The organism is Pseudonocardia sp. CA-107938 (assembly GCF_050936315.1).
Classification (GTDB): Bacteria; Actinomycetota; Actinomycetes; order Mycobacteriales; family Pseudonocardiaceae; genus Pseudonocardia.
This window is the reverse complement of sequence record NZ_JBNJNA010000001.1, coordinates 1,520,486-1,533,537: the sequence shown is the minus strand read 5'-3', so window position 1 is coordinate 1,533,537 and position 13,052 is coordinate 1,520,486. Positions and strand designations below refer to the sequence as shown.

11 protein-coding genes are annotated in these 13,052 nt (G+C 73.1%); 1 reads left to right on the top strand and 10 read right to left on the bottom strand.

Features of this window, described 5'->3' with window-relative positions:
- The first annotated feature begins 1 nt into the window (after position 1).
- Entirely contained in the window at positions 2 to 1,177 is a 1,176-nt protein-coding gene (locus ACQEVB_RS07665; protein WP_432966861.1) for a cytochrome P450, read from the top strand.
- Here ACQEVB_RS07665 and ACQEVB_RS07660 read toward each other — a convergent pair.
- The 10 genes from ACQEVB_RS07660 to ACQEVB_RS07615 all read right to left on the bottom strand — a co-directional run bounded on the left by ACQEVB_RS07660 (position 1,137) and on the right by ACQEVB_RS07615 (position 13,050).
- On the bottom strand, positions 1,137 to 2,084 hold the full coding sequence (locus tag ACQEVB_RS07660) for a DUF4328 domain-containing protein (RefSeq protein WP_432966859.1): 948 nt from the start codon (positions 2,082 to 2,084) through the stop codon (positions 1,137 to 1,139). The two genes, ACQEVB_RS07665 and ACQEVB_RS07660, sit on opposite strands and share 41 nt — an antisense overlap.
- 4 nt (positions 2,085 to 2,088) lie before the next feature.
- The gene (locus ACQEVB_RS07655) at positions 2,089 to 2,421 is read right to left on the bottom strand and encodes a rhodanese-like domain-containing protein (RefSeq protein WP_432966857.1); all 333 of its coding nucleotides are present in this window, start codon (positions 2,419 to 2,421) and stop codon (positions 2,089 to 2,091) included.
- Positions 2,422 to 2,540: 119 nt separating this feature from the next.
- Complete coding sequence (locus tag ACQEVB_RS07650) at positions 2,541 to 4,190, bottom strand: solute symporter family protein (protein ID WP_432966855.1); 1,650 nt, start codon at positions 4,188 to 4,190, stop codon at positions 2,541 to 2,543.
- Entirely contained in the window at positions 4,187 to 4,522 is a 336-nt protein-coding gene (locus tag ACQEVB_RS07645) for a DUF485 domain-containing protein (protein WP_432966853.1), read from the bottom strand. Before ACQEVB_RS07645 ends, ACQEVB_RS07650 begins: the two co-directional genes overlap by 4 nt.
- A gap of 115 nt (positions 4,523 to 4,637) precedes the next feature.
- Complete coding sequence (locus tag ACQEVB_RS07640) at positions 4,638 to 6,380, bottom strand: cation acetate symporter (RefSeq protein WP_432966851.1); 1,743 nt, start codon at positions 6,378 to 6,380, stop codon at positions 4,638 to 4,640.
- 85 nt (positions 6,381 to 6,465) lie between these two features.
- Positions 6,466 to 8,202, bottom strand: coding sequence for a cation acetate symporter (locus tag ACQEVB_RS07635; RefSeq protein ID WP_432966849.1), 1,737 nt, complete (start codon positions 8,200 to 8,202; stop codon positions 6,466 to 6,468).
- A 36-nt stretch (positions 8,203 to 8,238) separates the two neighbouring features.
- Positions 8,239 to 9,849 (bottom strand): hypothetical protein, encoded by a 1,611-nt coding sequence (locus tag ACQEVB_RS07630; RefSeq protein ID WP_432966847.1) that lies wholly within the window; start codon positions 9,847 to 9,849, stop codon positions 8,239 to 8,241.
- A 40-nt stretch (positions 9,850 to 9,889) separates the two neighbouring features.
- Positions 9,890 to 10,765 (bottom strand): LytR/AlgR family response regulator transcription factor, encoded by an 876-nt coding sequence (locus ACQEVB_RS07625; RefSeq protein ID WP_432980209.1) that lies wholly within the window; start codon positions 10,763 to 10,765, stop codon positions 9,890 to 9,892.
- A gap of 143 nt (positions 10,766 to 10,908) precedes the next feature.
- Positions 10,909 to 11,769 (bottom strand): S49 family peptidase, encoded by an 861-nt coding sequence (locus tag ACQEVB_RS07620; RefSeq protein WP_432980206.1) that lies wholly within the window; start codon positions 11,767 to 11,769, stop codon positions 10,909 to 10,911.
- Between the two features lie 75 nt (positions 11,770 to 11,844).
- Positions 11,845 to 13,050, bottom strand: coding sequence for a sensor histidine kinase (locus tag ACQEVB_RS07615; protein ID WP_432966845.1), 1,206 nt, complete (start codon positions 13,048 to 13,050; stop codon positions 11,845 to 11,847).
- Between the last annotated feature and the right edge of the window lie 2 nt (positions 13,051 to 13,052).

Here is a 13,052-nt window from a genome sequence, read left to right as displayed (position 1 = left end):
CGTGGTCCCGTTCGATCCACGTGCTGAGGCGTTCCTCGCCGACCCGTACCCGACGTTCGCGCGGCTGCGCGCGCAGGCCCCCGTGCACGACCATCCGCTGCTGGGGATGCCGGTGGCGGTGTCGCACGCGGCGTGCTCGCAGGTGCTGCGCGGCCGCGAGCTGGGTCGGATCTGGGCGGACGCGGAGCCGGCCGACGCGTTCACGGCGTTCAACCTGCTGCACCGCAACTCGCTGCTCGAGCAGGAGGGCCCGTCGCACGCGCGGCTGCGCGGCATGGTGGCGGGCGCGTTCAACCGCGGGCACACGGCCCGGCTGGCACCGTGGGTGTCGGAGCTGGCCGACCGGCTCGTCCGGGAGCTGGCCGCAGCGATCGACGGGGACGGTTCCGCCGACCTGATGGCGACGGTCGCGGCGCCGCTGCCCGTCGAGGTGATCGGCGAGCTGCTCGGTGTGGAGGAGCCGGCGCGGTCGCTGCTGCGGGGCTGGTCGAACGCGATCGTGACGATGTACGAGCCGGATCCCGGGGAGGCTCGGCGTGCGGCGGCCGAGCAGGCGGCGCAGGAGTTCGTGGCGGAGCTGCGGGAGTTCGCGGCCCACCGCGCCCGGCAGCCGGGCGACGACCTCGTCTCCGATCTGGTGGCCGCCGAGCTGGACCCCGACGAGCTGGTCGGCACCGCCGCACTGCTGCTGATGGCCGGGCACGAGGCCACCGTGAACGTCGTCGGCAACGGGGTGCTGGCGCTGCTCACCCATCGCGACCAGTGGGAGCGGCTGCTCGCCGACCCGGGGCTGGACGCGCGGTGCGTCGAGGAGCTGATCCGCTTCGACGCGCCGCTGCAGCTGTTCGAGCGGACGGCGACCGTCGACACCGAGGTGGCCGGGTACCCGGTGCCAGCGGGCACGAAGATCGCGGCGCTGCTCGGTGCGGCCGCGCGCGACCCCGAGGCCGTCGACCGCCCCGACGAGCTTGACGTGGGCCGGCACCCGAACGCGCACCTGGGCTTCGGCGCCGGCGTCCACTACTGCCTGGGCGCTCCGCTCGCGCGGCTGGAGGTGGCCGCCACGCTCGCCGCGCTGCGCACGCACCTGCCGGATCTGGTGCTCGCCGGGCCGACGCAGCGACGGCCGGACTTCGTCATGCGGGGGTTGCGGGAGCTGCGGGTGGGCCGAGGCTGACCACCAGCTCGCGCCGGGTGGTGCGGAACGGGCCGAGCAGCCGGGTGACGAGCGTGATGTGCCGGGCGAGCAGCGCCGCGGACGCGGTGGCGACGAGGTCGAGGACCGCGTGCAGCACCACCCCGTCGGCGCGCGCCTGCACGCCGGGCAGGAACAGCCACACCAGCGTCAGCACGGCGAGCACCCCGCCGACGGCCCAGGTGATCCACCAAGCGAGCAGCAGCCGGGACGGGCGCGGACGATGGTCGGCGGGCCGTTCGAGCACGGCGTGCTCGATCTCGGCGAGGACCGAGCCGGGCACGACGAGGTTCACCCCGGGCACCACCCAGCCGAGCACGACCTGGCGCGGGCTGCGCGTCGGCGCCACCCCGGCCAGCTCGGCGGCGGCGATGCGGGCCCGCAGCGTCCACAGCACCGTCGCGAGCCCCGCCACGACGGCCAGGATCGGCGCGACGATGCCGGCTGCGGCCACCAGCGCGTCGGACGCCGCCACCGCGGCGGGCGCGAGCGCCTCGTCGCGGCTCTGCAGCAGCAGCACGTACCGCCAGACCTCCGCACCGGCCGCCATGAACGCGACGACGGCGGTGGCCCACAGCAGCGGGACGACGGTGCCGGCGAGCGCGCGCGCGGCGTGCAGGGCCGTCGGCGGCTCGGCGGGCTCCCCGTCGGGGTCGCGCCACGGCCCGGCCGGGAAGCCCCAGCGCGGGATCCACCGGTAGAACGGGGCGCCGCGGTAGGGGCTGCGCGGGGTGTGCGGCGGCGCGGGCGGGTACACCGACGCCGGCGGCGTGGCGACCCACTCCAGCGGCGCCGCGGCCAGGTACCGGCCGCACCCCGGGCAGTACGGCCCGGCCGGCGGGCCGGAGTGCCCGCAGTGCCGGCAGCGCACGCTCCGCGGCTGGGTCACGGCACTAGACGACCGTCGGGTCGGCGCCGGGCACCTCGCCCACGATCGGCCGGCCCGCGGCCTGCCACGCCTGCATGCCACCGTCCACGTTCACCACGGAGTGGCCCTGCTGGCCCAGGTACGCCACGACGCGCGCCGAGCGGCCACCCGAGCGGCAGATCACGTACAGCGGGTCGGCGTCGGGCAGCTCGCCGAGCCGCGCGGTCAGCTCGCTCATCGGGAGGTGCTGCGCGTCCGGGGCGTGCCCGGCGGCCCATTCGTCGTTCTCACGGACATCGAGCAGCACGGCGTCGTCGGGCAGCTCGGCAACCCCGACGGCGGGGACGGCACCGGTCATGGCACCGATCCTGCCACGCACCGCGTCACGGCCCGGTGAACAGGCACCTCACACAGGGCTGGGCCCGTTCACACACGTTCGGACGTGTGTGAACGGGCCCAGCCGTGTGTGACGTCGGCTCAGACGCGGACCTCGCCCGCGCGCGGCTTGACCGCGCCCTTCTCCGCCCCGGCACCCGTGAGCGAGCGGACCTCCATCTCCGCGTACTTCGCGGCGTCCACCTTCCGCCGAGCCCCGACGAGCGTGCCGAGGATGCCCAGCAGGAACGACGCGGGGATCGAGACGATGCCCGGGTTGTCCAGCGGGAAGAAGTGGAAGTCCACACCCTGGATCATCGACGCGCTGCGCCCCGTCTCCGGGTTGACCGGCTTGCCCGACACGGCGGGCGAGAACACGATCAGGACGATCGAGATGATCAAGCCGCCGTAGATCGAGAACAGCGCGCCGGTGGTGTTGAACCGCTTCCAGAACAGCGAGTACAGGATCGTCGGCAGGTTCGCCGACGCCGCCACGGCGAACGCGAGCGCCACCAGGAACGCGACGTTCTGCCCGTTGGCGATGATCCCGCCGCCGATCGCGACGACGCCGATCACCAGCGCGGTGAGCCGGGCGACCCGCACCTCCTGGTCGGGCCGGGCGGCGCCGCGCTTCATCACGTTGGCGTAGACGTCGTGGGCGAACGACGCCGACGCGGTGATCGTCAATCCGGCGACGACGGCGAGGATCGTCGCGAACGCGACGGCCGACACCAGGCCCAGCAGGAGCTCGCCGCCGAGGCGCTCGGCGAGCAGCGGGGCGGCGTTGTTCTGGTTGGCCGCGGTGATCGTGCCCTTGGGCAGCAGCGCCGCGGCGCCGTACCCGAGCACCAGCGTGAACAGGTAGAACAGCCCGATCAGCCAGATCGCCCACACCACGGAGCGACGCGCCTCACGGGCGTTGGGCACCGTGTAGAAGCGCATCAGGATGTGCGGCAGGCCGGCGGTGCCGAGCACCAGTGCGAGGCCCAAGGAGATGAAGTCGATCGGGTTGCGGTACTGCAGCCCGGGCGCGAGCACGCCCTCGCCGGCCGGGCTGTTCGCCGCGGCGTCGCCGAGGATGCGCGACAGGTTGAACCCGTACCGGCCGAGCACCCACGCGGTGATCACGGCGGCACCGAGCAGCAGCAGCACCGCCTTCGTGATCTGCACGTACGTGGTGCCCTTCATGCCGCCCACCAGCACGTACACGACCATGAGGCCACCCACGACGGCGATCACGATGCTCTGCCCGAACGTGTTGGAGGCGGGGATCTGCAGCAGCAGCGCGATCAGCCCGCCGGCCCCGGCCATCTGGGCGAGCAGGTAGAAGAACGAGACGAACAACGTGGACGTGGCCGCGGCCGCGCGCACGGGGCGCTGGCGCATGCGGAACGCGAGCACGTCGCCCATCGTGAAGCGGCCGGTGTTGCGCAGCAGCTCGGCCACCAGCAGCAGCGCGACCAGCCACGCGACCAGGAAGCCGATCGAGTAGAGGAACCCGTCGTAGCCGGCCAGCGCGATGGCGCCGGCGATGCCGAGGAACGACGCCGCCGACAGGTAGTCGCCCGCGATGGCGACGCCGTTCTGGGTGCCGGTGAACGCCCGCCCCGCTGCGTAGTAGTCGTTGGCGCTGCGGTTGGTGCGGCTCGCGCGGTAGACGAACACCAGCGTGATCGCGACGAACACCAGGAAGATCCCGATGTTGAGGCCGACGTTGCCGATCGGCTGCTGGGCCAGCACGGTCGTCGTCACCGGTGCGTCCCCTCGATGCGCTCGCGGATCTGCTCGGCGAGCGGGTCGAGCCTGCGCTCGGCGTAGCGCACGTAGAGCGTGGTGATCGCGAACGTGGACACGAACTGGAGCAGCCCGACCAGCAGGCCCACCGTGATGTTGCCCAGGACCTTCGTCGCCATGAACTCGCGCTCGTAGGACGCGAGCAGCACGTAGGCCAGGTACCAGACGAGGAACCCGATGCTCGCCGGGAAGACGAACCGACGCAGGCGGCTGCGCAGCTCCCGGAAGTCCGGACTCTCCTGGACGTCCTGGTACACCGTGCGTCGCGCACGTTCGCCGGTCGTCGTCATGCCGTCCCCTTCGGTGCAGGAACCGTGTTCAACATCAACTTCTGTAGCCGTGCGGCTACGCAGAGTACGCCGGTCGAGGGACACCCGATCCCCCGGGTGCGCACAGCCTCGGGCATCACTCCGAGTCGATGGCGTCCACACGGTCGTGTCCGAGGCCCAACCGCTCGGGCGCATGCATCTGCAACATCACCTGCTCGGCGTCCTCGGGGCGGTGACCGGCGGTGAGCAGGCTGCCCACGATCATGGTGAGGAACGCGGCCGGGACGCTGACGATCGCGGGCCGGTACAGCAGCACCCCGAGCCATCCCTCGCCTCCCCATCCGGTGAGGCTCGCGGCGACCGCACCGGCCGACAGCAGCCCGCCGACGAGCACGCCGGCGATCGCCCCCGGCGCGGTCAGCCCGCGCCACCAGATGCCCAGCACGAGCAGCGGGCAGAACGTCGACGCGGCCACGGCGAACACCAGTGCCACCGCTTCGGAGAAGTCGAGCCTGTTGACGGCGAGCGACAGCGCGAGCGGCACGATCCCGGCCAGGAACGCCGCCACCCGGAAGTCCCGCGGCCGGCCGGAGCCGAACACGTCGGTGGAGAGCACGCCGGCGATGCTCACGATGAGCCCCGACGACGTCGACAGGAACGCCGCCCACGCACCGGCCGCGACCACCGCACCCAGCACCGCACCCGCCGGGCCGCTGCCCAGCACCGCCGTGGGCAGGAGCAGGACGGCGGCGTCGGTGTCGCCGTTGACCAGCAGCTGCGGGGTGTAGAGCCGGCTCAGCGCGCCGAGCAGGATGACCGACACGTAGAACGCGCCCAGCAGCCCCAGCACGATCACCGCGGTGCGCCGGGCCGCCCGCCCGTCGGGGTTCGTGTAGAAGCGCACGAGCACGTGCGGCAGGCCCATCGTGCCCAGGAACGTCGCGATGATCAGCGAGTACGTGGCCAGCAACCCGTCCTCGCGGCCCTGGTGGAACGGTTGCAGCCACGCGTCGTCCGTCACCGGCGCACCCGCCACCACGGGCACCGGCAGGCCGCGGTCGAACGTCAACGTGGTCGGCGCGGTGACGACGTGCCGGCCGGGTTCCCACACCAGCGGCGCGCCCGGCCGATCGATGCCGTCGACGCGACCGGACGCCACCAGCGGCGTCGGCGCGGTCACCTCCAGCACCACGTCGGTGTGCACCACGACGACGGTCCGCTCGGGGAACGACGGCGGCGCGGGCCGGCCGAACGTGTGCCCGGTGCCGAAGAACGCCGTCAGCGCGATCGCGGCGGGGATCAGCAGCGCGCTGAACTTGAACCAGTACTGGAACGCCTGCACGAACGTGATCGACCGCATGCCGCCGAACATCACGTTGGCCACCACGACGACGGTGACCGCGACCGCGCCCGTCCACGCCGGCAGGTTCGTGACGACGGTGAGGGTGAGGCCCGCACCCTCCAGCTGCGGCAGCAGGTACAGCCACCCGATGACCACCACGAACGCCGTGCCGACGCGGCGCAGCGCAGGCGAGTGCAGCCGGGCCTCGGCGAAGTCCGGGATCGTGTACGCGCCGGAGCGACGCAGCGGCGCGGCGACGAACAGCACGAGCGCCAGGTAGCCCGCGGTGTAGCCGACGGGGTACCAGAGCGCGTCCACGCCGTCGCGGAGGATCAGCCCGGCGATGCCCAGGAAGGACGCCGCCGACAGGTACTCGCCCGAGATGGCGCCGGCGTTCGCGGCCGGGCCGACGGTGCGGGAGGCGACCAGGAAGTCCGACGTGCTGCGCGCGAAGCGGACGCCGAGCGCGCCGATCGCCGCAGACAGCAGAGCAACCAGGCACATGGCGACCAGGGCTGCGACCGCTGCCCCACTCATCGCAGCCCCCGCTGACGCCCGCTCGATCCGCGGCCACCCATCGCCCGCCACGCTGCCTCTTGCCGGGGGTCGGGCACAAGACCGGTCACGAGAGCTCCGGCCCATCGGTCCGCTGGTGCGTCAGGCGGTCGACGCCCAGGCCCAGCCGCTCAGGCGCATGCAGCTGCAGCAGCACCGCGTCGACGTCGCTGGGCCGGTTCGCCCTGGTCAGCTTGCTCACGACGACCGTCACCGCGAACGCCAGCGGCGCCGTCACCAGTGCCGGCCGGTTGGCCAGCACGCCGATCCAGTTGTCGGGCACCGGCACGTACAGGCTGGCGATCGAGGCCGCGCCCGACAGCAGCCCGCCGACGGCGACGCCCGTGGTCGCGCCGGCCGCGGTCAACCCGCGCCACCAGATGCCGAGGATCAGCAACGGGCAGAACGTGGACGCGGCGACGGCGAACGCCAGCGGGACGAGCAGGTTGAACTCCAGCCGCGTCGTCGTCAGGCCGACCGACAGCGGCACCACGGTGGCCAGCGCGGTCGCGAGCCGGAAGTTGCGCACCCGTCCGGGCAGCACGTCGGTGAACAGCACGCCGGCGAGGCTGACCACCAGGCCGGACGACGTGGCCAGGAACGCCGCGGCCGTGCCCGCTGCCACGAGCCCGGCCAGCCCCCACCCCACGGCGCTGTCGCCGAACGCCGCGGTCGGCACGAGCAGCACCGCGGCGTCGGCCCGGCTCTGCAGCAGCACCTGCGGCACGAGGTGCCGCGACATGTAGCTGAGCAGCGTGATGAGCAGGTAGAACGTGCCGATCATGAGCAGCACGAGGACCGTCGTGCGGCGCGCGGCGCGACCGTCCTCGTTCGTGTAGAAGCGCACGAGCACGTGCGGCAGCCCCATGGTGCCGAAGAACCCGGCCACCATGATCGAGTAGATCTCCAGCAGCCGGAGCGGGCCGGCGGACGGGTCGAGCCACGACTCGTCCGGGGTCATGCCCACCGGCTCCGGCACCGCGGCACCCGCCGGGAAGACGAGCCGGGTGCCGTTGTCGATGTCGTGCACGCCGCGAACCATGTTGTGCGGCCCGTCGACGCGCACGCCGTCGACGACGCCGTACGCGTCGATGTTGACCGGTGAGGCGAAGTTCAGCCCGACCCCCGCGTGCACGGTGACCGTCGTCTCGGTCTCGAACACCGGCCCTGCCGGACGCGGCGCACCCGACGACAGGAACAGGCTGAACAGCGCGGCGAGCGGCACCGCCACCGCCGCCACCTTGATCCAGAACTGGAACGCCTGCACGAACGTGATCGAGCGCATGCCGCCGCCCAGCACGGTGAGCAGCACGACGACACCGGTGGCCACGACCCCGACCCAGGTCGGCAGCGAGGTCAGGGCGGTCAGCGCCATCCCGGCCCCCTGCATCTGGGCGAGCAGGTAGAGCCAGCCGATGAGCAGCACCGTCAGCGCGCAGAACTGGCGCAACCGGGGTGAGCTCAGCCGGGCCTCGGCGAAGTCGGGCACCGTGTACGCGCCGGAGCGCCGCAGCGGAGCAGCGACGAACAGCTGCAGCGCGAGGTAGCCGACGACGAACGACACCGGGTACCACAGCCCGTCGGCCCCGGTCGCGATGATCACGCCGCCGATGCCCAGGAACGAGGCCGCGGAGAGGTATTCGCCGGAGATCGCGCTCGCGTTGGTGAGCGGCTTGACCGTGCGGGACGCCACGAGGAAGTCCGACGTGCTGCGCGTGACGCGGACGCCGAGGAAACCGATCATCGCCGAGATCAGCGCGACGAGCGCGATCGCGACGAGCGGCACGATCTCCGACGTGGTCACGGCCCAGTTTCCCCCAGGACCGGGCCGCTCGTCACGTCATCCCTGGACGTGATCGGCGAAGCCCTTCTCGACGCGCTCCGCGGCCCGGGAGTGCCACCAGCCGAGGCCGAGGAGGAACGGGTACACCAGCCCGCCGAGCAGGAGCCACGGCAGGCGGATGCCGAGCACGGTGATCCGCGTGACCTCGGGCAGGTAGGCGAAGACCAGCGGCAGGCAGCCGAGCACGAGCAGCGCGGTGGCCGCGAACGACAGGGCCACCGTCAGCTGCGAGCGGATCAGCCCGCGGCGCAGCACCTCGCCGACGCCGGTGCCCTCCCGCACGTCGTCGACCGTGCGGACCGGGCGCGCCGTCGACTTCCGCTCGGCCAGCACCACCCGCACGCGCTTGATGGTCTCCGGCTGCTCCGCGGACTCGGCCTCGACGCGGGCGGCCTCGGCGATCTCGGCGTCGAGCTCGGGGTCGTCGTAGTCGTCGTCGTCGTAGTCCTCGTAGTCGACGTAGCGCCGGGTGGCCGGACCGGTCGCGAGCTCGCTCGGTCCGCCGCGCTGCTCGGGCACGGCGACCGGGCGCTGCCCGTCGACGGGTGCCGTCGGCTCGACGGGCGGTGGGACCATCGGGCCGGTCTCTGCGGACGTGCCGGGGCCCTCGACCGGGATGCCCGTCGGCGTCGACGGCGGGCTGGGCGGCGGCGAGAGCAACCGGGCCGCGGCCGGGCCGGCCGGGGGCACGGGCCGGCGGCCGGTGCGGACGGGGGGGCTCCCCAGTGCGGACAGGCCAGGGCCCACCGGCGTGCCGGGGGCAGCGGGCGGGTCGACGCGCTGCAGGTTGCGCACGTCGTGCGGTCCGGTGTCGTCCACCGTCGGCGGCTCGACGGTGGGCACGGGCCCGGTCTCGGCGGCGCGGGACGGGACGGGGCTCGGGGTGGGCGCAGCGGCGCCGGGGATGCCGGCGAACGCGCGGCCGGCCGCGGCACCGTCGCGGAACGCGACGGACGGCGGCAGCGCGAACCCGGGGGGCGAGTGCGGGGTCCGCCGCCGCGGGGTGGGCCGCGGAGGTGGCTCGGTGGCGGGCGGGGGCGCGACGTCGGGGGCACGCGGGGGCTCCGGCGCACGGGGCGGCGGATCGCTCAGCAGCGCCGGGTCGGCGAACGCCGGGCCGCGGCGGACCGGCCCGCCGTAGACCGACTCCGGCGGAGCCTGCGCCCCGAAGGCGGGGTGCAGGAGCGCGGGTCCGTCGAACGCGACCTGAGGCCCCGGGGCGGGCCGCGGCGGCGGGGTCGTATCGTTCGGTTGCGGGGCCGGGGGGTTCGCGTCGAACCGCCGGGCGCGCGACGGCAGCGGACGCGGCGGCACGGGCGGTCCGGGCACGGGATCGGACGCCGGCGAGCCCGGTGGGGTCGCGTGGCGCGGTGGCCGGTGCCCCGGGCTCTGGCCGGTGCCGGGGAACGGCGAGGGCGCACCACGGCGCGCGTGCCGTGCCCCGCCACCGTCCGCAGCTCTGGCCGCCATGCGACGGCGGATCTCCTCCTGCAGCCAGTCGCTCTGCTCACCGTTCATCGGTGGCGACTCCCGGCCGTTCGCGGAACCCGGGTCGTCCCCCGGGTCCGGGCTCACCGACGGCGGAGCGCCGTCGGTGAACGTGCTCACCGCTCGCCCTCGCGGGCGCTCTGGACACCCTCCAGGGGTCTCAACGCTGGCTCCACGCCTGCTTCGTCGCGCGGACGAGCCGGTCCTTCAGCTCGCGGGTGTGGCGGCGGCTCACCGGCAGCTCGGCGCAGTCCGGGCCGTTGCCGACGCGCACGACGTAACCGGACCCGGACAGCCGCAGCTCGGTGACCAGCGGCAGCGCGACCAGGAACGAGCGGTGGATGCGGACGAAGCCGGCGTCGCGCCAGCGGTCCTCGAGCACCGAGAGCGGGATGCGGACGAGGTGGCTGCCCTCGTGGGTGTGCAGGCGCGCGTAGTCGCCCTGCGCCTCCACGTAGCGCACCGCAGAGCGCGGCACGAGCTTCGTCGTGCCGGCGAGCTCGACGGGGATGACCTCGTCCTCGTTGCCCTCCTCGCGGGCGGGCTCAGCGGCCGCGGCCTTCTGCCGGTCGAGGATGCGGGTGATCGCCGCCCCGAGCCGCTCGGCGCGCAGTGGCTTGAGCAGGTAGTCCGCCGCGCCGACCTCGTACGCGTCGACGGCCCGGTCGTCGTGCGCCGTGACGAACACGACGTCGGGCGGCACGGCCATCGAGGAGAACACCCTGGCCAGCTCCAGGCCGTCGAGGCCGGGCATGCGGATGTCGAGGAAGACGACCTGGATGTCGGATCGATCGGCCACCCGGACCCCGGTCATCGGGTTCGCCATGGCCCGGCTCGCCGCCTGCCCGGCGGTGGCTGCCTCCCGGACGCCCTGGCGCCCGTTGAGCACCCGCAGCGCGTCCGTGGCGTTGGACGCCTTGAGCACGATCCCGACCCTGGGGTCTTCGCTGAGCAGGTAGGCCAGTTCTTCGAGAGCCGGTTCCTCGTCGTCCACTGCCAGGACGACCAGGCCGCCGGAACTGTCGTTGCTGTCCACGATCTCCTCATCCTGCGTCGCGATGCTCGCCCGGGAACGGTCCCGCACGATCACCACCTGATCCGCCGCCGCGACCATGGTGACGGTCAATCCGTGTGAGTGCCAGACTCACACACCATTCGGATTCACTCGATCACGGTCCGCTACAAACCGTACCGTGCCCATGCAGCCCGGACCTCCACCGCCTGCGCAAGGCCCAGCAGCAGGTCCGCCCGCGTGTCGCGCATCGCCGCGGGGGACGCGCCGAGGCCGAGTCGGGCCAGCAACGGCTTGCGGTGATCGACCGGGACCAGGTCGGCGTCGGGGTAGCGCTCCGTGAGCACCGCGCGCGCGGTGCCCACCCCGTCGGTGAGTCCGAGCGGGACAGCGTTCGCCCCGGTCCACACCTCGCCGGTGAACAGGTCGGTGTCCGTGGTCAACCGGTCGCCCCGTCGGGTGATCACCCAGTCGCGGAACATCTCGTGCAGCTGGTCCTGCAGCCCGCGCAGCCAGTCGACGTCCTCCGGCTTCTCGGGCAGGAACGGGTCGAGCCGCGACTTCGACACGCCGGCCGTGTACAGCCGGCGCGACACGCCGAAGCGCTCGATCAGGCCGTCCAGGCCGAAGCCCGAGCTGATCACGCCGATCGAGCCGACGATCGACGTCGGATGGGCGTAGATCTCGTCGGCGGCGCACGCGAGCCAGTACCCGCCCGACGCCGCGACGTCCTCGCAGAAGGCGAGCACCGGCACGCCCTTGTCGTCGGCGAGCTGCCGGATCCGGTCGGCGACGAGCGCGGACTGCGTCGGCGACCCACCCGGCGAGTTGATCAGCAGCGCCACAGCGGACAGCTTCTCCGGCGCGAACGCCCGTTCGAGGGTCTTCTCGACGGCCTGCGCGTTGATCACCGACCGCGGCAGCGGACCCGACATCGCCGCGATGACCCCGTGCAGCCGCACCATCGAGACGACCGGCTTGCCGGTCCGTCCGGGCAGCCGCTGGGTCAGCGCATCAGGCAGGCGCAACGCGTCCATGACCCCAAACTAACCGCTCGCGCGCGGGTTCGGGGGCCGACGCACGTGACCGAACGTGTGCGTCCGCTACACGCGGACGCCGGCCCGGTACTTGGGGATCCGCAGCGTGATCTTCATGCCGGCACCCACCGCCGTGTCCACGACCAGGCCGAAGTCGTCGCCGAACGTGGAACGCATGCGGTCGTCGACGTTGCCGAGGCCGACGTGCGCGCCGGACTGGTGGGCGTCCTCGAGGTCGTCGTGCAGGCGCGCGGGATCCATGCCGATCCCGTCGTCCTCCACGATGATCACGCACTCGGCGCCCGCGTTCTCCGCGGTGATCGTGATCGTGCCGCCGTTGGGCTTGTTGGCCAGGCCGTGCCGCACCGCGTTCTCCACCAGCGGCTGCAGCGCGAGGAACGGCAGCACCACCGACAGGACCTCCGGCGCCACCTGGAGCTTGATGTTGAGCCGGTCGCCGAAGCGGGCCTTCTCCAGCCGGATGTACCGGTCGATGTTGTTGAGCTCCTCCGACAGCGTCGTGTACTCCCCGGCGCTGCGGAACGAGTAGCGGGTGAAGTCGGCGAACTCGATCAGCAGCTCGCGCGCCCGGCCCGGGTCGGTGCGGATGAACGAGGCGATCGTGGTGAGCGCGTTGTAGACGAAGTGCGGAGAGATCTGCGCCCGCAGCGCGCGGACCTCCGCCCGGTTGAGCCGCGCCCGCGACTCGTCCAGCTCGGCCAGCTCCAGCTGGCTCGACACGTACCGGCCCACCTCGGCGGTGGCCCGCATCAGCACCGGTCCCGCCGTCGACGTGGTGAGCGCACCCAGCGTGCCGACGATCTTGCCGTCGGACTCCAGCGGCACCACGAAGATGCCGCGGACCTCGCAGTTCGGGTGGTCGCAGCGCAGGTTGCCGTGCGAGAGCACCTGCTGGCGGCCGGTGGAGATGACCATGTCGGCCAGCGACTGCACGTCCGGCTTGTGCTGGTCGGCCTCGCCGTCCCAGGCCAGCGAGTTGCCGTTCTTGTCGGTCATCGTCAACGCGCACGTGTCGAGCAGGGTGCGCAGGTAGGGCAGCGCGAACGCCGCCGACTGCGGCGACAGCCCGTCGCGCAGGGCCGGCGCGGCCAGCGCCACCGTGTGCAGCGTGCCGAACGTGGCCTTCTCCAGCGGCGTCGCGAACTTGTTGCGGCGGTTGCGGATCACGAGCACCGCGGTGCCGAGCACGAACAGGCCCAGCAGGACGACCGGCAGGGCCGTCTCCGGCGAGGTGAACATCGTCGGATCCATCA

What these genes read in the sequence shown, in the direction of transcription:
- ACQEVB_RS07645 (WP_432966853.1), bottom strand. Translation starts at nt 4,522, where the DNA reads ATGACGACGACCGGCGAACGTGCGCGACGCACGGTGTACCAGGACGTC.
- ACQEVB_RS07655 (WP_432966857.1), bottom strand. Translation starts at nt 2,421, where the DNA reads ATGACCGGTGCCGTCCCCGCCGTCGGGGTTGCCGAGCTGCCCGACGAC.
- ACQEVB_RS07640 (WP_432966851.1), bottom strand. Translation starts at nt 6,380, where the DNA reads ATGAGTGGGGCAGCGGTCGCAGCCCTGGTCGCCATGTGCCTGGTTGCT.
- ACQEVB_RS07615 (WP_432966845.1), bottom strand. Translation starts at nt 13,050, where the DNA reads ATGGATCCGACGATGTTCACCTCGCCGGAGACGGCCCTGCCGGTCGTC.